Annotated in this window: 22 protein-coding genes; 9 read left to right on the plus strand and 13 right to left on the minus strand. The window is 55.4% G+C overall.

What is annotated here, in order from left to right:
- Positions 1 to 77: 77 nt before the first annotated feature.
- Positions 78 to 2,348: an ATP-dependent Clp protease ATP-binding subunit ClpA gene (gene clpA / locus EP166_RS03515; protein WP_127555405.1), complete on the minus strand. Its 2,271-nt coding sequence runs from the start codon at positions 2,346 to 2,348 to the stop codon at positions 78 to 80.
- Positions 2,349 to 2,369: 21 nt separating this feature from the next.
- A complete protein-coding gene (clpS, locus tag EP166_RS03520) occupies positions 2,370 to 2,732 on the minus strand; it encodes an ATP-dependent Clp protease adapter ClpS (RefSeq protein ID WP_127556237.1) in 363 nt (120 codons plus the stop codon).
- A 752-nt stretch (positions 2,733 to 3,484) separates the two neighbouring features.
- Here clpS and EP166_RS03525 point away from each other — a divergent pair.
- The gene (locus tag EP166_RS03525) at positions 3,485 to 3,781 is read left to right on the plus strand and encodes a cold shock domain-containing protein (protein WP_127555406.1); all 297 of its coding nucleotides are present in this window, start codon (positions 3,485 to 3,487) and stop codon (positions 3,779 to 3,781) included.
- A 118-nt stretch (positions 3,782 to 3,899) separates the two neighbouring features.
- Here the strand turns inward: EP166_RS03525 and icd are convergent, their stop codons facing one another.
- Complete coding sequence (gene icd / locus EP166_RS03530) at positions 3,900 to 5,159, minus strand: NADP-dependent isocitrate dehydrogenase (RefSeq protein WP_127555407.1); 1,260 nt, start codon at positions 5,157 to 5,159, stop codon at positions 3,900 to 3,902.
- 167 nt (positions 5,160 to 5,326) lie between these two features.
- Between icd and EP166_RS03535 the strand changes: the two genes are divergently transcribed.
- Complete coding sequence (locus tag EP166_RS03535; protein WP_342775603.1) at positions 5,327 to 6,049, plus strand: pseudouridine synthase; 723 nt, start codon at positions 5,327 to 5,329, stop codon at positions 6,047 to 6,049.
- On the opposite strand, the gene fabV is transcribed toward EP166_RS03535, so the two are convergent.
- Positions 5,943 to 7,124, minus strand: a complete 1,182-nt coding sequence (gene fabV, locus EP166_RS03540; RefSeq protein WP_127555409.1) for an enoyl-ACP reductase FabV — start codon at positions 7,122 to 7,124, stop codon at positions 5,943 to 5,945. The two genes, EP166_RS03535 and fabV, sit on opposite strands and share 107 nt — an antisense overlap.
- Before the next feature lie 229 nt (positions 7,125 to 7,353).
- On the opposite strand from fabV, the gene EP166_RS03545 reads away from it, so the two are divergent.
- The 6 genes from EP166_RS03545 (at position 7,354) to EP166_RS03570 (ending at position 13,097) form a co-directional block, all read left to right on the plus strand.
- On the plus strand, positions 7,354 to 7,824 hold the full coding sequence (locus EP166_RS03545; RefSeq protein ID WP_127555410.1) for an NUDIX hydrolase: 471 nt from the start codon (positions 7,354 to 7,356) through the stop codon (positions 7,822 to 7,824).
- A 4-nt stretch (positions 7,825 to 7,828) separates the two neighbouring features.
- Complete coding sequence (gene mnmA, locus EP166_RS03550) at positions 7,829 to 8,920, plus strand: tRNA 2-thiouridine(34) synthase MnmA (protein WP_127555411.1); 1,092 nt, start codon at positions 7,829 to 7,831, stop codon at positions 8,918 to 8,920.
- Between the two features lie 102 nt (positions 8,921 to 9,022).
- On the plus strand, positions 9,023 to 9,646 hold the full coding sequence (gene hflD / locus EP166_RS03555) for a high frequency lysogenization protein HflD (RefSeq protein WP_127555412.1): 624 nt from the start codon (positions 9,023 to 9,025) through the stop codon (positions 9,644 to 9,646).
- Between the two features lie 177 nt (positions 9,647 to 9,823).
- On the plus strand, positions 9,824 to 11,200 hold the full coding sequence (purB, locus tag EP166_RS03560) for an adenylosuccinate lyase (RefSeq protein ID WP_127555413.1): 1,377 nt from the start codon (positions 9,824 to 9,826) through the stop codon (positions 11,198 to 11,200).
- Positions 11,200 to 12,444, plus strand: a complete 1,245-nt coding sequence (locus tag EP166_RS03565) for a cupin domain-containing protein (RefSeq protein WP_127555414.1) — start codon at positions 11,200 to 11,202, stop codon at positions 12,442 to 12,444. The genes purB and EP166_RS03565 overlap by 1 nt, the downstream gene beginning before the upstream one ends.
- Before the next feature lie 17 nt (positions 12,445 to 12,461).
- Positions 12,462 to 13,097: a lytic transglycosylase domain-containing protein gene (locus tag EP166_RS03570; protein WP_127555415.1), complete on the plus strand. Its 636-nt coding sequence runs from the start codon at positions 12,462 to 12,464 to the stop codon at positions 13,095 to 13,097.
- 119 nt (positions 13,098 to 13,216) lie between these two features.
- Here EP166_RS03570 and EP166_RS03575 read toward each other — a convergent pair whose 3' ends face one another.
- The 4 genes from EP166_RS03575 to htpG all read right to left on the minus strand — a co-directional run bounded on the left by EP166_RS03575 (position 13,217) and on the right by htpG (position 16,622).
- Positions 13,217 to 13,447 carry a hypothetical protein gene (locus EP166_RS03575; protein ID WP_127555416.1) on the minus strand — a complete coding sequence of 77 codons (231 nt, stop codon included), beginning with the start codon at positions 13,445 to 13,447 and terminating at the stop codon, positions 13,217 to 13,219.
- Between the two features lie 75 nt (positions 13,448 to 13,522).
- The gene (locus tag EP166_RS03580; RefSeq protein ID WP_127555417.1) at positions 13,523 to 14,002 is read right to left on the minus strand and encodes a DUF6586 family protein; all 480 of its coding nucleotides are present in this window, start codon (positions 14,000 to 14,002) and stop codon (positions 13,523 to 13,525) included.
- 3 nt (positions 14,003 to 14,005) lie between these two features.
- Positions 14,006 to 14,566: a YfaZ family outer membrane protein gene (locus EP166_RS03585; RefSeq protein WP_127555418.1), complete on the minus strand. Its 561-nt coding sequence runs from the start codon at positions 14,564 to 14,566 to the stop codon at positions 14,006 to 14,008.
- A 145-nt stretch (positions 14,567 to 14,711) separates the two neighbouring features.
- Entirely contained in the window at positions 14,712 to 16,622 is a 1,911-nt protein-coding gene (gene htpG, locus EP166_RS03590; protein WP_127555419.1) for a molecular chaperone HtpG, read from the minus strand.
- A 221-nt stretch (positions 16,623 to 16,843) separates the two neighbouring features.
- Between htpG and EP166_RS03595 the strand changes: the two genes are divergently transcribed.
- Entirely contained in the window at positions 16,844 to 18,196 is a 1,353-nt protein-coding gene (locus EP166_RS03595; protein ID WP_127555420.1) for an MFS transporter, read from the plus strand.
- A gap of 43 nt (positions 18,197 to 18,239) precedes the next feature.
- On the opposite strand, the gene EP166_RS03600 is transcribed toward EP166_RS03595, so the two are convergent.
- The 5 genes from EP166_RS03600 to odhB form a co-directional block, all read right to left on the minus strand.
- A complete protein-coding gene (locus EP166_RS03600; RefSeq protein WP_127555421.1) occupies positions 18,240 to 18,971 on the minus strand; it encodes a DUF599 domain-containing protein in 732 nt (243 codons plus the stop codon).
- Between the two features lie 149 nt (positions 18,972 to 19,120).
- Positions 19,121 to 19,993 carry a succinate--CoA ligase subunit alpha gene (gene sucD / locus EP166_RS03605; protein WP_127555422.1) on the minus strand — a complete coding sequence of 291 codons (873 nt, stop codon included), beginning with the start codon at positions 19,991 to 19,993 and terminating at the stop codon, positions 19,121 to 19,123.
- Entirely contained in the window at positions 19,990 to 21,159 is a 1,170-nt protein-coding gene (sucC, locus tag EP166_RS03610) for an ADP-forming succinate--CoA ligase subunit beta (protein ID WP_127555423.1), read from the minus strand. The genes sucD and sucC overlap by 4 nt, the downstream gene beginning before the upstream one ends.
- 124 nt (positions 21,160 to 21,283) lie before the next feature.
- Complete coding sequence (lpdA, locus tag EP166_RS03615; protein WP_127555424.1) at positions 21,284 to 22,723, minus strand: dihydrolipoyl dehydrogenase; 1,440 nt, start codon at positions 22,721 to 22,723, stop codon at positions 21,284 to 21,286.
- A 102-nt stretch (positions 22,724 to 22,825) separates the two neighbouring features.
- Positions 22,826 to 24,109 carry a 2-oxoglutarate dehydrogenase complex dihydrolipoyllysine-residue succinyltransferase gene (gene odhB / locus EP166_RS03620; RefSeq protein ID WP_127555425.1) on the minus strand — a complete coding sequence of 428 codons (1,284 nt, stop codon included), beginning with the start codon at positions 24,107 to 24,109 and terminating at the stop codon, positions 22,826 to 22,828.
- Between the last annotated feature and the right edge of the window lie 13 nt (positions 24,110 to 24,122).

Here is a 24,122-nt window from a genome sequence, read left to right on the forward strand (position 1 = left end):
GCGTTCTGCACACGCCTCAGAACAACAAAAAAAGGCACCCGGAGGTGCCTTTTTAATAACCCTAACGTTCTTACACGTCAGACCGTTTCTGCTTCTTCCTCGACTTCCAGCGTCAGCTCATCGTTACGGATGTGCACATAGACGGTACCGCCACGAGACAGCGGGCCGAAGAGAATCATGTCGGCCAACGGCCGCTTCACCTTCTCCTGAATCAGGCGGCTCATCGGCCGGGCGCCCATGTGTTCGTCGTACCCTTTCTCGGCGAGCCAGGCGCGAACCTCATCATCCACTTCCATCATGACGCGCTTGTCATCCAACTGAGCCTGCAGCTCGGTCAGGAACTTATCGACAATGCTGGTAACCACCGCGATCGGCAACGACTTGAACTGAACGATGGCGTCCAAACGGTTGCGGAACTCCGGTGTAAACTGCTTACGAATCATTTCCATGCCATCGGTGCTGTTGTCCTGCTCCAGGAAGCCCATGGAGCGGCGGTTAATTTCCTGCGCGCCGGCATTGCTGGTCATGATCAGAATGACATTGCGGAAGTCCGCCTTGCGCCCGTTGTTGTCGGTCAGGGTGCCGTGGTCCATAACCTGCAACAGCAGGTTGAAAACATCCGGGTGTGCTTTTTCAATTTCATCGAGCAGCAGCACACAATGCGGGTGCTTGGACACCCCATCGGTCAGCAAACCACCCTGATCGAACCCGACGTAGCCCGGAGGAGCCCCGATCAGACGCGAAGCGGTGTGGCGCTCCATGTACTCCGACATATCAAAGCGCAACAGCTCAATACCCAGAGAATCGGCCAGCTGCTTCGACACCTCTGTTTTGCCCACCCCGGTCGGGCCAGCAAACAGGAAGGAGCCAATGGGCTTGTCGACCGATTTCAGACCGGCACGGGCCAGTTTGATCGACGCAGCCAGTTGCTCAATGGCCTGCTCCTGTCCGAAGACGGTCATCTTCAGGTTACGCTCCAGATGCTCCAACACTTCCTTGTCGTTACGGCTGACACTTTTTTCCGGAATGCGGGCAATAGAGGCGATGACCTTCTCGACATCACTGACGTTAATCGACTTCTTGCGTCTGCTGGCCGGTAGCAGCCGCTGGGCCGCACCCGCTTCATCGATGACATCAATGGCCTTGTCTGGCAGGTGGCGGTCAGTGATGTAGCGGGCCGACAGCTCTGCAGCGGCTTTCAAGGATTTATCGGTGTACTTGAGGTGGTGATGCTCCTCAAAACGCGACTTCAGCCCCTTCAGGATGCGATAGGTTTCATCGACCGACGGCTCATTGACATCAATTTTCTGAAAACGGCGCGTCAGAGCGCTGTCTTTCTCGAAAATGCCACGAAATTCCTGGAATGTCGTAGAGCCCATGCATCTGAGTTCACCGGAACTGAGCATCGGCTTGAGCAGATTGGACGCATCCATAACGCCGCCAGACGCCGCCCCGGCACCGATGATGGTGTGGATCTCGTCGATAAACAAAATCGACTTTTCCTTCTTCTTCAACTCAGCCAATAGCGTTTTCAGGCGTTTTTCAAAATCTCCCCGGTACTTGGTACCTGCGAGCAAAGCGCCCAGATCCAGGGAAAAGACTTGAGCCCCTTCCATAATTTCAGGTACATCGTTGTCGATAATACGCTTTGCCAGGCCCTCAGCGATGGCGGTTTTTCCCACCCCGGTTTCTCCGACCAGCAGCGGATTGTTCTTGCGCCGGCGCGAGAGGATTTGGATAACGCGCTCAACTTCGTGCTCACGCCCTACCAGCGGGTCGATCTGCCCCTTGCGGGCCAATTCATTCAGGTTTGAGGCAAAGCTCTCCAGAGCACTGCCCTGAACACCATCGCCACCACCCTCTTCTTGCTGATCGGCGTTAAAATCTTCATTCGGCTGGGCATTCTCGCTTTGCACCTTGGAGATGCCATGGGCAATAAAATTGACCACATCGATGCGAGAGATGCTTTGCTGTTTGAGGAAGAACACCGCCTGGCTTTCCTGCTCGGAGAAAATGGCCACCAGCACGTTGGCACCAGTTACCTCTTTTTTGCCGGACGACTGAACGTGGAAGACAGCACGCTGCAATACCCGCTGGAAGCCCAGGGTTGGCTGGGTTTCACGGTCTTCATCGTCGATCGGAATCAGGGGGGTCGTGGAATCAATGAATTCCGTCAGGTCGCGACGCAGTTGCGGAATGTCGGCAGCACAGGCCGTCAGCACTTCGGCTGCAGCATGATTGTCCAGCAACGCCAGCAACAGGTGCTCCACGGTCATGAACTCATGCCGCTTGCCCCGCGCATCTTTGAACGCATTATTCAGCGTCAATTCGAGATCTTTACTTAGCATGGTATATAACCCTCTTGCTGATCACTGGTCATCTGCCTTTTCTACCTCACACACCAGGGGGTGTTCATTGTCCCTGGAATACTGGTTAACCATGGCTGCCTTGGTTTCCGCGATATCTCTAGTATAGACGCCGCACACACCTTTGCCTTGCGTGTGCACCGCTAACATGACTTGTGTCGCCTTTTCCCGGGACATGTAAAAAAAGTTCTCGAGAATGTGCACCACAAACTCCATGGGGGTGTAGTCGTCGTTCAGCAAAATCACCCGGTAAAGAGGGGGTTGCTTAAGCTCCGGATCCTGAGTCCGGGTGGCGACGCCATAATCGTCTCCCTGCTCGGGCTCGTCAGGCCCAAGCCTTGGGGTGCCAGCGTGAATTCTCTTCATTCCGGCGTCGTACAGGTCTGGCTTTCCAGTAGTAGTAATGGTCATAGGTCGATGTTCAAACTCATTCAGATTATACGGTGGGGCTGACCCGGTGGTTTTCCAATGACTCAACGACAGGATGTTTTCCTGTTGGCCCAATTATGCGCGTCGCAGCGTCGGGCTCAAGCAACCGAACAGTGTTAAAATTACCGTAGCCGTGCTGAACCGGGCGTATTTTCAGTAACATCAGGTGAACACAACGTGCGCTGCTTCATAACTCAGCGAGTTGGTGCTTGACTTCAATGGTTCAACAACCAACCATAGCCTAACCGTTTGATCTGTATAAATACTGTACAGCTCGATTCGGTGGTCGATGGGGCCTGGTAGTACTAGTAGTCGATGTATCGTGGCTGTTGAATACAACCGCTCACAGAACGCAGGTAAGGTTAGTGAATAACCTTTGGGGATGCCAACGAGTCGTCGGTATTTCCCCTGCAAGGCGTGTAACGTCTGGCTGTGGACGGGTTGGGTGTGAACCGGACAGAGCATTGCATATCGCTACCTCGAAATGCAACTCGCTGGGTAGAACGGTTCAAACCAACAAGTCTCTCACGATACTCAGGGAAGAGGTTGGCCGGAGACTGAACAACACCTGCCAATGAGTGGCTGTCCATCTCTACCTAGGTGTCATTGTGAACAAGGGTTGACCCGGTCAAGCAAGTGGGCCTGGTCGATTTCAAGTTGTAATTTAACGTGGTCGTAAGGAGTCCGTTATGCCCGTAGGGAAAGTAAAGTGGTTCAACAATGCAAAAGGTTTCGGTTTCGTCGTTTGTGACGAACATGAAGAAGACCTGTTTGCCCATTTCTCCTCCATTCAGATGGAAGGCTACAAGACACTCAAGGCCGGGCAACCGGTGGAATTCGACACCGTCAAGGCCGATCGAGGCATTCATGCTGTTAACATTCGTGCATTACCTGAGCCTGGTGCGCAAACAGCCGCTTCCCCTGCCCAATCTACTGAAACAGCCCAGACTACCAAGGAGCGCGCAACCAGCGATCACCCTGACTGAATCGATCTGGCTGGAACAGACAGTCAACGTCCATTGAAGCATAAAAAAAGCCTGGCTATTGCCAGGCTTTTTTGAAAGTGCGAGGTCTACTCACAGACCTCACGGCGTCGCGCTAGGCTCAGCTATCCATCTGCTTGATGATTTCTTGCCCAAACTCAGAGGCTTTCACCAGCGTAGCACCGTCCATCAGACGCTCGAAGTCATAGGTTACGCGCTTGGAAGCAATGGCATCGGCCATGCCTTTCAGCACCAGATCAGCCGCTTCGATCCAGCCCATATGACGCAGCATCATCTCGCCAGACAAAATCAGTGAACCCGGGTTAACCTTGTCCTGACCGGCATACTTCGGCGCGGTACCGTGTGTGGCTTCAAACACGGCCACGTCGTCAGAAAGGTTGGCGCCTGGTGCGATACCAATGCCGCCTACTTCCGCCGCCAGGGCATCGGACAGGTAGTCGCCGTTCAGGTTCAGTGTGGCAATAACGTCATAATCGGCCGGACGCAACAGAATCTGTTGCAACATGGCATCGGCGATGACGTCTTTAACCACGATGTTCTTGCCGGTTTTGGGGTTCTTGAACTGCATCCAGGGGCCGCCGTCGAGCAACTCGGCACCAAACTCTTCTTTGGCCAGCTCGTAACCCCAATCTTTGAAGGCACCTTCGGTGAACTTCATGATGTTGCCCTTGTGTACCAGAGTCAGGCTGTCGCGGTCGTTATCGACGGTGTACTGCAGTGCCTGGCGCACCAGACGCTTGGTACCCTCTTCCGACACTGGCTTGACACCAATACCACACATTTCAGGGAAGCGAATCTTGGTGACGCCCATTTCTTCGCGCAAAAACTTGATGACTTTCTCAGCTTCAGGGCTGCCTGCTTTCCATTCAACACCGGCATAGATGTCTTCGGAGTTTTCACGGAAGATCACCATGTCGACGTCGCCAGGGGCTTTTACCGGGCTAGGTACACCGGTAAACCACTGCACCGGACGCTGGCACACAAACAAATCGAGTTCCTGACGGATGGCAACGTTCAGTGAGCGAATACCGCCGCCTACGGGTGTGGTCAGCGGGCCTTTGATCCCCACTTTGAACTCGCGGAAGGCATCCAGCGTTTCCGTTGGCAGCCAAGTATCTGCGTCGTAGATGGTGGTGGCTTTTTCACCCGCGTAAACTTCCATCCAGCTGATTTTGCGCTCGCTGCCGTACGCCTTGGCAACCGCAGCATCGATCACAGCGATCATCGGCGGGGTTACGTCAATGCCGATGCCATCGCCTTCGATGAACGGGATAATAGGGTTGTTGGGTACAGTCAGGGTACCTTTGGCGTCGACCGTGATTTTCTCGCCGGCCGGCACTTCAATTTTCTGATATCCCATGGTTCACTCCATCTGTGTATTATGGTTTCAACGGCGGCGGAGTATAACGGAATCGTTTGTCTACTTACAGCATCAACGAATGTGACTTTGGTACCATGCGTTGCACGCCGGGTTGCACGGATAACACCTCTTAAAGGCCCAGAACACTCGCAATGACCACCCTAATCATGTTTAACAAACCGTTTCAGGTGCTGTGCCAGTTTACCGACGAACGTTCCGGGCTCCCCCGCAGTACCCTGGCTGATTTTATCCCGATTCCCGGGGTGTACGCTGCCGGTCGCCTGGATTTCGATTCCGAAGGTCTGCTATTGCTCAGCGATGATGGTGCCGTCATACATCAGTTGGCCCACCCGGCCAACAAGGTTGAAAAAACCTACCTGGTTCAGGTGGAAGGTATACCCTCGGAAGCCGATCTTGCACCGCTACGCCAGGGCGTAAAACTAAAAGACGGCATGACACAGCCCGCACAGGTCGAACTCATCGATGAGCCAGACGCGTTGTGGCCAAGGCAACCCCCGATCAGAGAGCGCAAAGACATACCGACCCAATGGTTACAACTGGTCATCACCGAAGGACGAAACCGCCAGGTACGCCGGATGACAGCCCATATAGGCTACCCGACGCTAAGGCTGATTCGCTGGAAAATCGGTCATTGTGCGCTTGATGATCTGGCAAGCGGGGAGTTTCGGGAAATCGACATTGATCGCATTTTAGATAACGGTATAAGTGTCAAGACTAAAAAAAGGCGCCCAGCAGGCGCCTCATCTTCAGGAACACAGGGGGTTAAACGACCGGGTCAACGTCCTGGTCGTAATCCACCTGGTCGTAGCCGAAGCCGAACAGGCGGAAAAACTCCTTCTGGTAGCCCTCGAAGTCGGACAACTCGGTAAGATTTTCCGTTGTTACCTGGTGCCACAACTCCTCTACCCGATTCTGTACCTCGTCGGTCAGTTCTTTCAGGTCCACGCGAACACGGCTATGCTCATCCAGCGTGAGCTCATCTTTCCCCGAGTAAAGTTCGCCCGTCAGCAGCGTGTTGATCTGCTCAATGCAACCTTCGTGCGTGCCCTGCTCTTTCATTACCCGGTACAGCAAAGAGATGTACAACGGCATGACCGGGATAGCAGAGCTGGACTGGGTAACCAGCGCCTTCAGAACAGAAACACGTGCACTGCCACCCAGGCTGGATTTCAGTGACTGGTCAATGGCCGCTGCTGCGCGATCCAGGTCTTCCTTGGCGCGGCCAATGGTGGCTTCGCCATAAATAGGGAACGTGAGCTCGCGGCCGATGTAGGTGTAGGCCGTTGTCTTGACACCCTCGGCCAATACGTCGGCGTCGGCCAGTGCCTTTAGCCACAATTCCCAGTCCTGCCCGCCCATCACCTTGATGGTATTGGCGATCTCATCGTCATTCGCCGGCTCCAGAGTAACCTCGGACACCTCACGGGTATCGGTATTCAAACTCTTACGGGTCACCGGCTCGCCGATTGGCTTCAACGTTGACATATAGACGTCGCCGGTATCGGGATCTTTGCGGCGCGGTGAGGCCAGGCTGTAGACCACCAGGTCCACCTTGCCCATCGACGCTTTGATCTCTTCGATCACTTCCGCCTTGCATTCGTGACTGAACGCATCGGCATTAAAGGTTTTAGCGTACAATCCAGCCTCGGTTGCCGCTTTCTCGTAGGCTCGGGTGTTGTACCAACCCGCCGAGGCAGTGCGGCGCTCAGTCGGTTCTTTTTCGAACATGACCCCCAGGGTGTTGGCCTTGAAGCCAAAGCCAGAGACAATGCGCGACGCCAGGCCATAGCCGGTTGAAGCGCCAATCACCAACACATTCTTGGGGCCTTCAGCAGCGGGCGGATGGGCTTTTACATAGTCGATCTGCTCCTGAACATGCAGGGCACAGCCCGTTGGGTGTGCGGTGGTGCAAATAAAACCACGTACCTTGGGTTTGATGATCATGCCGGGTTCCTTAATCTCGGTTCGCGTATGAGCGCAGCAAACGTCACTGTAACTCTCTTGTTATGATCCATTTTACGTCCAGTAGGCTGCCAACGCTCTGGTTTGAATGCAAAAGACTTGTGACGGATACGAACAGTGTCCAGACACTAAAGCGTACCTTGTTCCTGTTCGTTGCAACACCGCGGCGCTGACAAACGCCCTCACTTACCCTTCCGCTACAGGAGACACCATGGCTGCTGCACCTGAAATGCCCCACCTCACAACAGCCGTTATTGTAGAAGAAAACCAGCGCATATTGATGGTCAATGAAATTGATAACGGTATAATTGGATGGAACCAGCCCGCCGGTCATGTCGAACCAGGAGAGTCTCTTCTGGATGCCGCGCGCCGGGAAACGCTCGAAGAAACTCAGTACCAGGTGCGTCTGACCGCGCTGGTTGGCATCTACCAATCCGTGCACCCCACCACCGGCATTCATTATTTGCGCGTTTGCTTCACAGCCGATCAGCCCGAATGGGTTGAAAACAGCCCGCGCGACACCGATATTCTGGCCGTGGACTGGCTGCCGCTGGATCAACTGCTTGCCGGTCACTACCCGCTGCGCAGCGCGCTGGTCAGTCAGGCACTGGCCGATTACCAGGCCGGACAGCGGTATCCACTGTCACTCATTCACCCCATGATTGCCCCCGGGAGCCTTTAACCCCATGACTTCAGCTGCCTCAACCAAAGTCATCGTCGGCATGTCCGGCGGTGTCGACTCTTCTGTAACGGCGGCGTTGCTGCTGGAGGCCGGTTACCAGGTCGAAGGCCTGTTCATGAAAAACTGGGATGAAGACGACGGCACTGAATACTGCACCGCCAAAGAAGACCTTGCCGATGCTCAGGCCGTCAGCGACCGGCTGGGCATCCACCTGCACAAGGCTAATTTTGCGGCCGAATACTGGGATCACGTATTTGAACATTTTCTGGAAGAATACCAGGCTGGAAGAACCCCCAACCCGGATATCCTGTGCAACCGGGAGATCAAGTTCAAAGCCTTTCTCGACTACGCCCTGACGCTAGGCGCCGACAAAATCGCAACCGGGCACTACACCCGAACCCGCACCACAGATCAGGGCACCCAACTGCTGCGCGGCCTGGATACGAACAAAGACCAGTCCTATTTCCTGCACGCTGTCGGCCACGAAGAATTTGCCAAAACCCTGTTTCCGGTCGGTGAGCTCGAAAAACCGGAAGTACGCCGTATTGCCGAAAAGTACCAGCTGGCGACAGCCCGCAAGAAAGACAGCACCGGTATCTGTTTTATTGGTGAGCGCCGCTTCAGTGACTTTCTGAAGCAATACTTGCCTGCTCGCCCGGGAACGATAGAAACGGACAGTGGCGAAGTGATCGGAGAACATCAGGGGCTGATGTACTACACCATCGGCCAGCGCCAGGGGCTGGGCATTGGCGGTACCCGCAACCATCCCGAAGCGCCCTGGTTTGTCGCTGCCAAAGACCTGGAGCGTAACGTACTGACCGTCGTGCAGGGAACGCACAATCCAGCGCTCTACACTCAGGAGCTGGCCCTCTCTTCGGTCTACTGGGTGGCCGGTGGAGCCCCTGCGCTGCCAGCCAGTCTGATGTGCAAGCACCGCTACCGGCAACCGGACCAAGCCTGTCAGGTAACCGCTACCGACGACGGCTACCGGGTTACGTTTGAACAGCCTCAACGGGCGATTACCCCCGGACAATCCGCTGTATTCTACGATGGCGAAGTCTGCCTCGGTGGTGGCGTTATTGAACGCACCTGGTGAACTGCCACAGCCGAATCCCCAGGGATCAGGCAGGGTCTATAAGTCACATTTAACATCAACAATGCTACTTAACCCTTTGATATAAAAGCATTAAGGAAGTTAATGAATCAGTTTAGCAATCAGGTTATGGCACTGGCTGGCGTATTCCAGTCCGCTCTGATGGTCGAGCAGCTGGCGCGCCAGGGCAGCCTGGAACGCCCGCGACTCGAGCAGAGTATCCGCACTGTGCTCAACCTGAACCCGAGCTCGGTTGAAGCCGTTTACGGCGGCATAACAGGGGTAAAAACCGGACTTGAGGGGCTTAAGGAAGTCTTGGCGAAGCGTGGCAAGGGCATGTCACCGGATGTACTGCGTTATGCGATGGGCATTTTGCATGCCCAGAAAAAGCTCACAGCACGGGATGATCTGATGGAGTCGCTCAGCCAGCATCTAACGCGGGCGGTTGATCAGTGCGCCTATTTCGATGATCCTCTGCATGAATCGGTCATCGCCGCCGTCGCCAACAGCTACCAGCAAAGTGTCAGCAAACTGGATTTTCGCATCCGGGTTATGGGCAACCCTTCCTACCTGCAAAACCCGAACATCGCCGAACAGGTCCGCGCGGCCCTGTTGTTTGGCATACGCAGCGCCCACCTATGGCATCAACTGGGCGGCCGGCGCTGGCATATCGTGGTGAAGCGTTCAAAACTGCATGATACCGCTGAGCAGCTGCTTGCCAGAATATAGACAAACCAATCGGCATCTTTAAGTGCTGGTTTCGGAGTTAGCAACAGAAGAGCGATGGGGGGCAGCCTCGAAGCGATGCAGCCAGCCTGAGCATTCGCGACCGAAGCATTGGCCTGTCTGGCGGCTGACCGGTATAATCGCCCGCCTTCACGCATGTACCGACGGGAACCAGGCACCATGGAATTAAACGCGCTCACCGCGATCTCCCCTATCGATGGCCGATATGGCTCCAAAACCGAAGCGTTTCGGTCTATTTTCAGCGAATATGGCCTGATCAAAGCCCGGGTCACAGTCGAAGTTCGCTGGCTGCAGCAACTGGCCAGTCACGCTGACATTGCCGAGTTGGCGCCTTTTTCAGCCGAGGCCAATGCTTTTCTGGATGCCATCGTAAATCAGTTCTCTCTGGCCGATGCCGAAGCCATCAAGGCCATTGAGCGCACCACCAACCACGATGTCAAAGCGATCGAGTATTTCCTGAAAACCCGGTTGAGTGAACTGGACGAACTCAGCCAGGTGACTGAATTTGTCCACTTCGCCTGCACCTCGGAAGACATCAACAACCTGTCACATGCACTGATGCTGAAAACCGGCATTGTCGACGTACTGTTGCCGCAGATGCGTGCAATTCATAACGACATAGCTGCCCTGGCAAAAAACCACGCTGACCAGCCCATGCTCAGCCGTACACATGGCCAGACTGCCTCACCCACCACCCTGGGCAAGGAAATGGCGAACGTCGCCTACCGTCTGGGTCGTCAGATCCGCCAGATCGAGTCAGTAGAGTACCTGGGGAAAATCAATGGCGCCGTTGGCAATTACAATGCCCACCTGTCGGCCTACCCGGACATCGACTGGGCCGCCAACGCCGATGCCTTTATCCAGTCACTGGGTTTGACACTCAACCCCTATACCACCCAGATCGAACCGCACGATTACATGGCGGAACTCTTTGATGCCATCGCCCGCTATAACACCATTCTGATCGATTTCGACCGGGACATCTGGGGTTATATTTCACTGGGTTACTTCAAGCAGCGTACTATCGCCGGTGAAGTCGGCAGTTCAACCATGCCGCACAAGGTCAACCCAATCGACTTCGAGAACTCAGAAGGCAATCTGGGCCTGGCGAATGCGATTCTGGCCCATCTGACGGCCAAACTGCCAATTTCCCGCTGGCAGCGAGACTTAACCGACTCAACCGTGCTGCGCTCCATGGGTGTGGGCCTGGCGCACAGCCTCATCGCCTACCAGGCAACACAGAAAGGCATTAGCAAACTGGAAGCCAACCCGGACCGACTGAACCAGGATCTAAACCAGGCCTGGGAAGTCATGGCCGAGGCTATCCAGACGGTTATGCGTCGCTACGGCATTGAAGAACCTTATGAAAAACTGAAAGCCTTCACCCGCGGCAAGGCCATTACTGAGCCCATGATGCAGGATTTTGTGAACCAGCTCGACCTGCCACAAAGTGCCAAAGAAGCCTTGCTGGCGCTGACACCGGCCACTTATCTGGGCAATGCTGCCGAGCAGGCCAACGGCATCGACTCGATCTGATGTCACCCGGTCGGGCAGACGCAGATCTGCCCGACTCACCCGCCTTGTACTATCGCTGGTTTGCTGCAAAACTGACCGTGCAGTTGCTGCTCCATACTACTCCGACTCAGGTGACCCTCATGGATATGCTCGGCGGCCTCAGTGGCCAGGAATTTCTGAGCCAGTACTGGCAAAAAACGCCCTACCTGGTGCGCAAGGCCTTCCCCGATGGTCTGCCCGGAATCAGTGGCGATGAGCTGGCTGGTCTGGCTACCGAACCGGAGGTGGAATCGCGCCTGGTGACAGCCAACGACTGGACATTGCGTCACGGCCCCTTCTTCGAAGATGATTTTGCCCAATTGCCTGAAAAAGACTGGACGCTGTTGGTTCAGGCCGTCGATCACTGGGTGCCCGAGATAGCGGCGCTGTTTGATGCGTTCAGTTTTATACCCGCCTGGCGGATGGATGACATCATGGTCTCCTATGCGGTGCCCGGCGGCGGTGTCGGCCCGCATTTTGATCACTACGATGTGTTTCTGATTCAGGTTGAAGGAGAACGGGAATGGCGCATCGGCCAATCCTGTACCGAAGCTGATGATCGCCGTGACGATACCGATTTGAGCATACTCGCCCATTTTGACGAACAGGAGCGCTGGGTACTGAAACCGGGCGATATGCTCTACGTGCCACCGGGGATCGCGCACTGGGGAGAAGCCCTGAGCAAAGACTGTATCACCTACTCCATTGGCTTTCGCGCACCCAGCCAAGCTGAAACATTGGTAGACTTCGCCCAGTTCCTTGCCAATACCAGTTCGGATTTTGACCGCTACCAGGATGCAGATCTGGACGCGCGAGACGACAGTCATCGCATTACTCCCGCCGATGTAGACCGCATTCAAAGCATGCTGCAAAGGCTGGTACAGGACCGGGATGCCATGGCGAGGTGGTTCGGCAGCTACATGACCCAGCCCAAATACGGTGACGCCCCGCTTGAAGAGCCCTCACTGAGCAAAGCCGATATTGCGCGCCAGCTACAACGGCAACCACTGATACGTAATGCCGCGGTCAGACTCGCCTATCAACCCGGAACGCTCTTTGTGGATGGCGAAGCCATAGAAACCAACCTGCCCGCCGACGGGTTACGCTGGCTGTGTGAGCAAAAGCGCATCAGCGCGTCGGATCTTGGTAGCCAGGACAATGCGGCTCGGTTGACTATACTGACATCACTGGTCGGCCACGACGCCTTCTATTTCGACGACGTATAACGCGGGAGCAGTAACCCTTGCGTCAACCCAGACTGAACAGACGGATCGTGCGCCCGATTGCCTTGCCAAACGGCTGGCTCCTGACACTGGCTATCTGTTTGCTGACATCATTGTCTGCCGCCGCAGCCGATCTGTATATTTATCTGACGCCCTCCGGCGAACGCGTAGTCACCAACCGGCCAGTTTCCTTGCCCGGTTACGTTCTGGAACACAGTGGTTTGGATGCGCGCGATGCCGGTCAGCGGCTCAGAGACCCGGATGGACTTCGGGGCAGGGCCGAGATCGAACAACACATCAACACGGCCGCCAGTCAGTATCAGCTGGACGCCAATCTCATTCGTGCGGTTATCCGACAGGAGTCCAATTTTCAGGTCAATGCGCGGTCGCACAAAGGCGCCATGGGTCTGATGCAGTTGATGCCGGCCACGGCAGCCCAGTATCGTGTGCGCAACATCACCGACCCGAGAGAGAACATTCACGCCGGTACCGCCCATCTCAAGTATCTGATGCAGCGCTATCGCGATCTTGATCTGGCACTGGCGGCCTACAATGCTGGAGAAACTGCTGTGGCTCGCTACCAGGGCATTCCACCCTACCCAGAAACTCAACAATACGTAGCCGCGGTCAGGCGTTGGTATCGAGAGTACCAGTAGCGAAGTGCACGGGATAAAGGAACCTTGGGGGTAGATAGACTACAAGCGAGTAACAGGTGGGTGCAATACACCCGCGATGACCAAGACGGGCGGCTCTTGCCGCCCTTGTTCGGGTAAAGCTAGTGGACGATCATCTCGTCGTCCATGTCATCCGTTTCTTCGCCGGACTCGATTTCTGTAGCCACCTGCACGCCAGCTGAAATCATAGCGCGGGCAACATCCAGGCGCTGCTCTTTCAGGCGCTCCTTGGCTTCATCCGAAAACCGGATGACCAGCAACGGATCGTCATTGGAATCGGCCCGGCGCAATGCCACTTCGCCGTTTGCCAGCTCGATAATTTCCCAGTACATATAGCCCTTAGTTTCAACAATAGGCAGAACCTGACTTCAGCCGCTACGGCCCAGGGGGTTAGCCAAACCGGTTCGTTAACTGTGGTCGCTTTGCGCTCTCACGTCGTCGACCCATTGTTGCAGCTCATTCAGAATTCTGCGGTAATGATTTGTAGGTTCTTGGTTATCGTCGGACACCAGCGCAATGCGGTTTGGGTCGGCTTTTTTGACGCCTTCGGGTATCACACCCGTCGACCAATGGGTCAGATTGCGATGCAGTTGTTGCATCCAGTGACCGGGCTGGCCGAGGCCTGATTGCACCGCATTCAGTTCCCAGGCATCAGAGCGTCTTTCACGCCAGGTGTCCAACAGGTCACTCAAGGGAGTCTCTGGCGCCAGAGACACGCCATAAGACTCGGCTGTTTCACACAGAGCGGCAACCCAGGCACGGTGAGCCAGCACTTCAAAAGAAGAGGCGCAGGCCTGACGTTGCGCCGGGACGGCCTCCTGCTCCGCCAATGCCAGCATCAACCTCGCCTGGTAAAGCAAGGCGTTGGTCAGACCACGACGGTTCATGGCTCAGTAATTCATCCGGAAACCGAGGTTGAAGGTGTTGTCTACGCGGCTTGGGCCACCAGAGGTGTCGTAATAGTAACCGGCGATGTCATGCCAACCGACAAAGACGCGCGCCTGAGGCAGCACTTTGTAGGTAACCCGCGCGATCACCTCCTGGAAGGCAACCACGTCACCAAAACTGAGAATGTCGGGCGCGTAATACAGCTGTGCTTCGGTGCCCAGGCCGTTCATAAAATCGGGTTGCCAGCGCAAAAAGCCACCCACACCCAGAGCAAAGCCCGGTTCACCGGCATCGAACAGAAAACCTTTGAAGCCAATGCCACCAATAAGTTCACGATTCGCCATGGTGGCATCAACCGCATTAAAACCGGCACTGAATGCATAAGCCTGATTGTCTTCGCTGTAGGCAAGGCCGGTGGTGATGTGAGCACCGGAGCCTACGCGGACTGCCTCATGTTCCAGCCTGACCGAGGTGTTGGACAGAGCGATGTCCAGCGAACCACCCGCCTGGGCGGCTAACGGCATTAATACGGCACAGGCTGCGAGCCAGTTCTTGAAGGTCATTTCATTACTCCAGAATTGAAATTACCGGCATTGTACTGAATTCTACCGGTGCCGACACCAAGCAACGGGCCACAGTGTGGCCCGTTGCGGGTTTTGGGCACAGAACTTGAATCCTAAGCCGGCCTGTGGGGCTAAGGCGCACCGCCTAGCGGGAAAGATCCAACAGCAGCTTGTTCAATCGTCCTACAAAACCGGCCGCGTCTTTGGGATGAGAGCCTTCGGCCAATCGTGCCTGCTCAAGCAGAATATTGGCCAAATCGGCAAAGCGGTCTTCACTGGCTTCCTGCTCAAGCCGCTGCACCAGTGGATGCTCCGGATTCAGCTCGAAAATCGGCTTGGTTTCAGGAACGGCCTGACCCGCGGCTTCCATGATACGGCGCATCTGGGCACCCATGTCGTTATCGCCAACCACGATGCAAGCCGGAGATTCAACCAGCCGGTGCGTCATGCGAACCTCTTCCACATCGTCGGCGAGCAGTGTTTTCAGACGCTCCAGCAGCGGCTTGTGGTCGTCGTTGGCTTTTTGCTGGGCTTCTTTTTCTTCCTCGGTTTCAACACCGCTCAGATCAAGACCTCCGCGAGCAACATCGACCAGCGACTTGCCGTCGAATTCACGCAGGTAACCCATCAGCCACTCATCGATCCGGTCGCTCATCAGCAGCACTTCGATGCCTTTCTTGCGGAACACTTCCAGGTGCGGGCTGTTTCTGGCGGTCTGGTGACTGTCGGCGGCCACGTAATAAATCTTATCCTGCCCTTCCTGCATCCGGCTGACGTAGTCGTCCAGCGATTGGGTCTGGGCGGCTTCGCCGGTATGGGTCGTGGCAAAGCGCAACAATTTGGCAATCTTGTCGTTATTGGCGGCGTCTTCCGCCGGCCCTTCCTTCAATACCTGGCCAAATTCGTCCCAGAACGTCTGATACCCGTCGGGGTCTTTTTTGGCGAGCTTGGCCAGCATGTCCAGAACCCGTTTGGTCAGCGCCGAGCGCATGCTGTCGATGGCGTCGTCGCTCTGCAGGATTTCGCGGCTGACGTTCAATGGCAGATCGTTGGAGTCGACAATCCCCTTGGCAAAGCGCAGATACATCGGCAGAAACTGTTCGACGTCATCCATGATGAAAACACGCTGAACATACAGCTTGAGTCCACGAATACGCTCGCGATTCCAGATGTCATAGGGCGCTTTTTTAGGGATATAAAGCAGGCTGGTGTAGTCCAGCTTGCCCTCAACCTTATTGTGGCTCCAGCTTAGCGGATCGCCGAAATCGTGCGAAATGTGGCGGTAGAGCTCTTTGTACTCATCGTCAGAGATCTCACTGCGTGGCCGGGTCCACAGTGCCTTGGCACTGTTTACTGTTTCCCATTCGATCGCTTTCTCTTCCGCGTTATCGTCGTCTTCCGATTCATAGTTTTCTTTCAGCATCTGCACCGGAATGGCGATGTGATCCGAGTACTTGCGGATCAGGTTGCGCAGGCGCCAGCCGTCGGCAAACTCGATTTCTTCCGGTTTGAGGTGCAACACAATGCGGGTGCCGCGCTGCGGCAGTGTTACGTCGGCGAGGCTGAACTCACCCTCGCCTTCACTGCGCCAGTGAACACCGGCGTCGGCGGAAGTGCCGGCACGACGGGTATAGACATCAACCGCGCTGGCAACAATAAACGACGAATAGAACCCGACCCCGAACTGCCCGATCAACTGACTGTCCTTACGTTCGTCACCGGTCAGGTTTTTCAGGAAATCAGCCGTGCCGGATTTGGCGATGGTCCCCAGATTAGCGATAACGTCGTCACGGGTCATACCAATGCCGTTGTCGGTCAGCGTAACCGTGCCGGCTTCTTTGTCGTACTTGACCCGAATAGTCAGATCACTGTCTTCAGCAAGCAGAGTATCATCCTTCAACGCCTGGAATCGCAACTTGTCGCAGGCATCAGACGCATTGGAGATCAGCTCGCGCAGGAATATCTCCTTGTTGGAGTACAGGGAGTGGATCATCAAATGCAGAAGTTGCTTGACTTCTGTCTGAAAGCTGAGCGTTTCTTGTTGGGTTTCAGACATGGAATTCACCTCAAATCAAAGACTTAGACAATGGTTCCCCCTATTTATGGGCCTTGTGATGCATTTCAAGCGCTGCCCCTATCATTTACCACCCCGGACTTTCCTCACCGCCAGCACTGGTGCACACTTGACCCTGAATCCGGCAGGTTCGCTGGCGTGCCCAATAACACCCGTCGAGCCTGTGACAACCGCCTGTCCAATAACAAGGAAGCACCTCCAGGATGTCGACACCCACTCCCCACGCTCCGGTTCGCAAGCGCGAGATCTTTGGCTGGGCCATGTATGACTTCGCCAACAGCAGCTACACCACGGTCGTAGTCAGCTTTATCTACAGTGCTTTTTTCATCTCCTACATTGTTCCGCCCGAACTTGACCATTTGAAAAACACGTTCTGGGCGGCCAGCGTGGCCATTTCAACCGGTCTGGCCATCATTCTGGCACCGCTGGTGGGCGTAATATGCGACTACAGCGGCCGCAAAAAGCGGTACCTGGCCTGGTGCACCTGGGTATCCGTGCTGGCTACCGGAGGGTTGTATTTTGTTGAACCCGGATCAGTCTGGCTCGGCATGGCGTTTCTGATTTGCAGTAACACCGCCTGGATGCTGTCGGAGAGCTTCATTGCCAGCTTTCTGACCGAACTGGCAAGCAAGGACAATATGGGCCGTATTTCCGGGATTGGTTGGGGTATCGGCTATATCGGAGGCTTGCTGAGCTTGCTGATTATTATCGTGGTCGTGACCGAAAGCGCCGATTCGAATCTTGCGCTTTATATCGACCAGAACCAGTTGGCTATGATTGTCGTGGCCCTCTTTTACGGGCTAGGCGCCCTGCCCACCTTTCTGTTCGTTAAGGAACGGGCGGAGCCACTGCCAGAGTTTGAACATGCCCGGATGTCGGTCCTGATCAGAGCGGCGGGGGCCCGGCTTCTGGCCATGCGCAGCATCATCGCTGACTACCCGGTGCTGTTTCGCTTTTTTATCGCCTTTATGGTTTATATGGCCGGCGTTTCCGTTGTGGTCAAATTCTTTGGCATCTACGCCCAGGAAGAGATAGGCATTCGAGGCACCGAGCTGCTGATCATCGGCGCAACCTTGCAAATCGCCTCAATGATCGGGGCGATCGGCTTTGGCTTTATTGAAGACACGCTGGGCTCCAAAAACACCCTGGTGCTGACCCTGGGCTGGTGGCTGATGGGATTGCTGGGCATCTATTACCTGGATGTGCTGGTCTTGCTAACCGGTTTATCCGCGTCCACGCTCTTTGTCGTTGTGGCGTTTATCGCAGGCAGTGCCATGGGGGCAACCCAGAGTGCCAGCCGGGCCGTCGTCGGCTTGCTGGCAAACCCTCAGGATTCGGCCTTGCTGTTTGGGCTGTGGGGGACTTTCGGGCGCTTTGCCATCATTATTGGCATGACCTTTGGCCCCATTTCCGACGCTGTTGGCCGGCACCAGGCTCTGTTGGTGATCATGCTCTATTTCATAGCCGGAGGCATCTTGCTGATGCGCATCCCTTTGCGTGAGGCGATTCAGGATCAACGCGCCAATCCTGCTGGCTCGTCGATACCCGGCCTATAAAGCCAATTCGGCCAGGCTCTCGTTTTGCGAGAGCCTGGCCCGGTTACTCTTCTACCTTCCTGCCCGGGGCTATGTCCTGCTTAGGGTCCAGGCCACGGGCCCTTACCAGCTCCTTAAGCGTTGTACTGCGAAATTCTCGACGATACAGCACACCAATGATCACGCTGGTCAGTACCACGAACCAGAGCGGCCCCAGGAACCACCCGATGACGGCCAGGCTGAAGTAAACCGCCCGCAAACCCAGATTGAACTGCTTGCCTGCCAGGTCCATTACTTTGGCCGTGTGAACGGAGAAATCTTTCTTCACGGAATCGGCGATGGTCTCGCTTGGGGTCGGTGCCGACCCGATCATCACCGACAGAAAACCAAATTGTCGCATACTCCAGGTAAAGCTGAGAAAGGCATAAACGTAGATCGCCACCAACACCCCTACTTTGGCTTCCCACAGCGCCTTGGTTCCGGGCTGTACAAAGGAAATGTCGTTCAGCAGCCTCACAACCTGTTCCGAGGCGGCCAGCACGGTTATCAGACCCGCCACCACAAACAGACAACTGGAGGCAAAGAAGGCGGAGTTGCGCTCCAGATTGCCCACCGCAGACATATCGGCCACCCGGTTCTCACGTCGTAACAACCGATGCATCCAGTCCACCCGAAAATGATGCATGATCGACGATAAACTGTGCCTGCGTTTAGCCTCGCGGGACGCATAGCGGGTATAGACCACCCAACTGGTGAAAAACACCAGCAACGCCAGCCAATCAAAGAGATGTAACATGTCCTGCCTATCCTTAAATGTCGTGTCCTGTTTATCGACAGAGTCTAGCTTAACGGCCCCGGCCTGACTGCCGACTTATTCTCACCCAATAAAAAAGGCAGCCTCAGCTGCCTTTATCAGAACGTCGCATCAGATTGCGATCGCCAGGCTTACCAGCCGGTGACTTCTTTCAAAGCGTCACCAATCTGCGCCAGAGAACGAACGGTTTTCACACCGGCGTCTTCCAGGGCAGCAAACTTCTCGTCAGCCGTGCCCTTGCCTCCGGCAATGATGGCGCCCGCATGGCCCATGCGCTTGCCCGCAGGGGCCGTCACACCGGCAATGTAGGAGACAACCGGCTTGGAAACGTTCGCTTTGATGTAAGCGGCGGCTTCTTCTTCGGCGGTACCGCCGATTTCACCAATCATAACGATGGCTTCAGTTGCCGGGTCTTTCTCGAACATTTCCAGAATGTCGATGAAGTTTGAACCCGGAATTGGGTCTCCACCGATGCCCACACAGGTGGACTGGCCAAAGCCATGGTCAGTCGTCTGCTTAACGGCTTCATAGGTCAGAGTACCGGAACGCGATACGATGCCCACCTTTCCTGGCTTGTGAATGTGGCCAGGCATGATGCCGATTTTGCATTCTCCCGGTGTGATCACGCCCGGGCAGTTGGGGCCGATCATGCGCACACCTTTGCGGTCGACGTATTCTTTGGCAACCAGCATATCCAGCGTCGGGATGCCTTCAGTAATACACACCACCAGCTCAACACCGCTGTCGGCCGCTTCGATAATGGCGTCTAGGCAGAACGGTGCAGGTACGTAGATGACCGACGCTGTGGCGCCCGTTGCTTCTACGGCTTCACGGGCCGTGTTGAATACAGGCAGACCCAGGTGCGTCGTGCCGCCTTTGCCCGGCGATACACCACCAACCATTTGCGTGCCGTACTCAATCGCCTGTTCACTGTGGAAGGTGCCCTGTGAACCGGTAAAGCCCTGGCAGATTACCTTGGTGTTCTTATCGATCAATACGCTCATGCTGCACCTCCGGCTGCTTGTACCACTTTCTCGGCAGCGTCAGTCAGCGAAGTGGCCGCTATGATGTTCAGGCCACTTTCGGCCAATTTCTGTGTACCCAGTTCAGCGTTATTGCCTTCAAGACGAACAACAACCGGTACTTTCACACCGACTTCTTCAACCGCGCCGATGATGCCTTCAGCAATCATGTCGCAACGAACAATGCCGCCAAAGATGTTGACCAGAACCGCCTTGACCGAGGTATCGGACAGGATGATCTTGAACGCTTCAGCTACGCGCTCTTTGGTCGCGCCACCGCCTACGTCGAGGAAGTTGGCAGGCTGGCCACCGTGCAGTTTCACGATGTCCATGGTGCCCATTGCCAGGCCAGCACCGTTAACCATGCAACCAATGTTGCCGTCCAGGGCAACGTAGTTCAGTTCCCAGGCAGAGGCTTGCGCTTCACGTTCGTCTTCCTGGGAAGGGTCACGCATGTCGGAGATTTGCTTCTGACGGAACAGGGCATTGCTGTCGACACCGATTTTGGCATCGAGGCAGTGCAGGTTGCCTTCGTCGGTGATGACCAGCGGGTTCACTTCGATCAGCGCCAGGTCTTTATCGACGAACAACTTCGCCAGACCCAGGAAGATCTTGGTGAACTGCTTGACCTGCTCGCCCTTCAGGCCGAGCTGGAATGCCACGTCACGCGCCTGGAAAGGCTGAGCGCCGACCAGAGGATCGACAACAACGCGCAGAATTTTCTCGGGCGTTTCTTCGGCGACGGTTTCGATGTCCATGCCACCTTCGGTCGATGCCATGAATACGACGCGACGGCTACCACGGTCGACAACGGCACTGAGGTACAGTTCGTTGGCGATGTCGGTGCAGGTTTCAACCAGAATCTTGCTGACTGGCTGGCCTTTTTCATCGGTCTGGAAGGTAACCAGATTCTGACCCAGCCACTTTTCGGCGAAGGCGCGAATCTCGTCATCGGTTTTGACCAGCTTTACGCCGCCAGCCTTGCCCCGGCCACCCGCGTGCACCTGAGCCTTGACCACCCACATGTTACCCCCGATTTTCTTGGCGGCAGCAACCGCTTCATCAGGCGTATCACAGGCATAGCCATCGGATACTGGCAGACCGTACTCTTTGAACAGCTGCTTCGATTGATACTCGTGTAGGTTCATCGTTCTTTCCGTTCTGTGAACTCGAGTGTTTGGGAGAATTTTTTGTTCTAGTGGGTTTCACCCGCAAGGCACTCTGATTAGCGAATAAAGAAACCGGGAGCAATCTCCCGGTAACTTTCTATAATCAACGCTTTTTGCGATTGACCTTGTGAATTGCCATATTATCTACAGCCAATGCTGCTTCGTGCACCGCTTCCGAGTTAGTCGGGTGAGCGAAGCAGGTCAGCTGCAAGTCTTCAGCGCTGGAGGCAAACTCCATCGCGATCACGCCCTGAGCGATCATTTCTGACGCGCCCGACGCGAAGATGTGCATGCCCAGAATACGGTCGGTCTTCGCATCGGCGATGATTTTAACCTGGCCGTCGGTGGCATTTTGCGCCATGGCACGGCCGATGGCCGCCATGGAGAAAGAACCCACTTTGTAGTCGGCGCCATCTGATTTCAGTTGCTCTTCAGTCTTGCCCACCCAGGCAATTTCAGGGTGCGTGTAGATGACATTCGGAATGGTGTCATAATTCATCTCGGCATTATGGCCGGCGATGATCTCTGCCACCATGATCCCCTCTTCCGAGCCTTTGTGAGCCAGCATCGGGCCACGCACCACGTCACCAATGGCATAAACGCCCGGCACGGTGGAACGGCACTGGTCATCCACCTGAACAAAGCCTCGCTCGTCGAGAGAAACGCCGCAACCCTTGTCGAGGCAGCCTTCGGTGTAAGGCCGACGGCCTACCGCCACAATCAATTTGTCGAACGTTTCTTTCTTCTCGCCATCGCTGTCTTCAAAGGTGACTTCAACCTTGTTCTTCTTCACCTCAGAGCCAGTAACGCGCGCGCCCAGGCGAACGTCGAGACCGGCTTTCTTGGTGAAAAACTTGAAGGCATCTTTGGCAATGGCCTGATCGGCAGCCGGCAGGAACGTATCCATGGCTTCCAGAACAACCACTTCGGAACCCAGACGCTTCCAGACTGAGCCCAGCTCCAGACCAATCACACCGGCACCAATAACGCCCAAACGCTTGGGCACAGATGAAAATTCCAGAGCACCTTCAGAATCGACAATGGTGTCGCCGTTGGTTGGCGTTGGTGGAATCTCAATCGGGATGGAGCCCGTCGCGAGAATGACGTTCTTGCCTTCCAGCGTTTCTGTTTTGCCATCGTGCAAGGTCACTTCCACAACCTTGTTGGCCTTGAGCATCCCCTTGCCTTCGAAGGTGGTAACGCCGTTGCCTTTAAGCAAACCGGCAACACCGCCGGTCAGTTTGCCAACGATGTCTTCCTTGCGCTTGACCATGGCCTTGACGTCGACCTTGAGGTCTTTGAGGCCAATACCATGGAGTTCAAAATCGTGCTGTGCTTCGTGAAACTTCTCAGACGATTCGAGCAAGGCCTTCGACGGAATGCAACCGACGTTCAGGCAGGTACCACCGTAGGACGGCTTTTCATCTTTGGTCAGCCACTTTTCGACGATGGCTGTTTTCAGACCCAGTTGCGCAGCCTTGATGGCCGCGACATAGCCGCCCGGTCCTGAACCGATAACCACTACATCAAATTGTTGTGCCATATTCTCTGACCCTTCTATTAACTGTTAGCGATGGCAGCAGCATCACTGCTGCCCTTTCTAATCCTGTTCCCTAACGCGCTGTTCGTTGACCGAAGGCTGGCATTACAGCTCGAGCAGAATACGCGCCGGATCTTCCAGCATGTCTTTAATGGCAACCAGATACTGCACGGCTTCTTTGCCATCAATCAGTCGGTGGTCATAGGACAACGCCAGGTACATCATCGGCAGAACCTTCACTTCACCGTTCACCGCCATAGGACGTTCCTGAATCTTGTGCATACCCAAAATGGCCGTTTGTGGCGGATTCAGAATGGGGGTCGACAACAGGGAACCAAACACACCCCCGTTGGTAATGGTAAAAGTACCCCCTTGCATGTCTTCCAGGCCCAGCTTGCCGGACTGTGCACGCGAACCAAAATCACGAATCGTGCTCTCGATGGTCGCGAGACTCATCTGCTCTGTATCGCGCAAAACCGGTACAACCAGACCCCGGTCACTGGAGACGGCCACACCGATATCGTAGTAGCCGTGATACACAATGTCGTCGCCATCAATAGACGCATTGACGTCCGGGAAGCGGCGCAATGCTTCAGTTGCCGCCTTAACGAAGAAGGACATGAATCCAAGGCGCGTACCGTTGTGGGCGTTTTGGAATTCTTCTTTGTACTTGGCGCGCAGATCCATGATGGGCTTCATGTTGACTTCGTTGAACGTCGTCAGCATGGCGGTGCTGTTTTTCGCTTCCAGCAACCGCTCGGCCACCCGCTTGCGCAACCGGGTCATCGGAACACGCTTTTCAGAACGCTCGCCCGGCTGCGTTGCGACACCCGCAGACGACGTGCTCTGGCTTTGCGGCATCATGCCAGGCATGCTGTTCGATGGTGCTTCAGCCGGGCTCGACTTGGAGTTGCTTTCGACGGCATTAACCACATCTTCCTTGGTAATCCGTCCGCCTTTACCCGTGCCGGTGATGTCCTGGGCTGTGAGATTATGATCGTCGGCCAGACGGCGGGCGGCCGGGCTCATGGCCGCATCCGCATCCCCCTGGCCAGCCTTTGAAGACGACGCCTCTTCTTTTTTGGAGTCGTCTTTTGATTCCTCTTTCTTGGCAGTGTCTTTTTCTTTCGAGTCGGTATCACCACCGCCAGCGCCGGCTTCGAAATAGCCAATCACTTCCTGGCTTTCAACGGTGTCGCCTTCGTTCTTGGTGATTTCCTTGATCGCGCCGTCGGCCGGTGCAACGACTTCCAGTACGACTTTGTCAGTCTCAATGTCGACGATCAGCTCATCACGCGAAACAGCCTCACCCGGCTGTTTGTGCCAGGTGGCAACGGTGCCGTCAGCGACGGACTCTGGAAACTGGGGAGCTTTAATTTCTGTAGCCATGTAGTGGGTCCTT

Origin of the sequence: Saccharospirillum alexandrii (genome assembly GCF_004000275.1) — a bacterium.
Lineage (GTDB): Bacteria > Pseudomonadota > Gammaproteobacteria > Pseudomonadales > Natronospirillaceae > Saccharospirillum > Saccharospirillum alexandrii.

Coding starts and splice junctions, on each gene's coding strand:
- EP166_RS03565 (WP_127555414.1), top strand. CDS start 11,200: ATGTCACCCGGTCGGGCAGACGCAGATCTGCCCGACTCACCCGCCTTG.
- EP166_RS03595 (WP_127555420.1), top strand. CDS start 16,844: ATGTCGACACCCACTCCCCACGCTCCGGTTCGCAAGCGCGAGATCTTT.
- purB (WP_127555413.1), top strand. CDS start 9,824: ATGGAATTAAACGCGCTCACCGCGATCTCCCCTATCGATGGCCGATAT.
- mnmA (WP_127555411.1), top strand. CDS start 7,829: ATGACTTCAGCTGCCTCAACCAAAGTCATCGTCGGCATGTCCGGCGGT.
- htpG (WP_127555419.1), bottom strand. CDS start 16,622: ATGTCTGAAACCCAACAAGAAACGCTCAGCTTTCAGACAGAAGTCAAG.
- EP166_RS03600 (WP_127555421.1), bottom strand. CDS start 18,971: ATGTTACATCTCTTTGATTGGCTGGCGTTGCTGGTGTTTTTCACCAGT.
- EP166_RS03585 (WP_127555418.1), bottom strand. CDS start 14,566: ATGACCTTCAAGAACTGGCTCGCAGCCTGTGCCGTATTAATGCCGTTA.
- sucC (WP_127555423.1), bottom strand. CDS start 21,159: ATGAACCTACACGAGTATCAATCGAAGCAGCTGTTCAAAGAGTACGGT.
- EP166_RS03575 (WP_127555416.1), bottom strand. CDS start 13,447: ATGTACTGGGAAATTATCGAGCTGGCAAACGGCGAAGTGGCATTGCGC.
- EP166_RS03535 (WP_342775603.1), top strand. CDS start 5,327: ATGTTTAACAAACCGTTTCAGGTGCTGTGCCAGTTTACCGACGAACGT.
- hflD (WP_127555412.1), top strand. CDS start 9,023: ATGAATCAGTTTAGCAATCAGGTTATGGCACTGGCTGGCGTATTCCAG.
- lpdA (WP_127555424.1), bottom strand. CDS start 22,723: ATGGCACAACAATTTGATGTAGTGGTTATCGGTTCAGGACCGGGCGGC.
- clpA (WP_127555405.1), bottom strand. CDS start 2,348: ATGCTAAGTAAAGATCTCGAATTGACGCTGAATAATGCGTTCAAAGAT.
- EP166_RS03545 (WP_127555410.1), top strand. CDS start 7,354: ATGGCTGCTGCACCTGAAATGCCCCACCTCACAACAGCCGTTATTGTA.
- icd (WP_127555407.1), bottom strand. CDS start 5,159: ATGGGATATCAGAAAATTGAAGTGCCGGCCGGCGAGAAAATCACGGTC.
- EP166_RS03580 (WP_127555417.1), bottom strand. CDS start 14,002: ATGAACCGTCGTGGTCTGACCAACGCCTTGCTTTACCAGGCGAGGTTG.
- EP166_RS03525 (WP_127555406.1), top strand. CDS start 3,485: ATGCCCGTAGGGAAAGTAAAGTGGTTCAACAATGCAAAAGGTTTCGGT.
- clpS (WP_127556237.1), bottom strand. CDS start 2,732: ATGAAGAGAATTCACGCTGGCACCCCAAGGCTTGGGCCTGACGAGCCC.
- odhB (WP_127555425.1), bottom strand. CDS start 24,109: ATGGCTACAGAAATTAAAGCTCCCCAGTTTCCAGAGTCCGTCGCTGAC.
- sucD (WP_127555422.1), bottom strand. CDS start 19,993: ATGAGCGTATTGATCGATAAGAACACCAAGGTAATCTGCCAGGGCTTT.
- fabV (WP_127555409.1), bottom strand. CDS start 7,124: ATGATCATCAAACCCAAGGTACGTGGTTTTATTTGCACCACCGCACAC.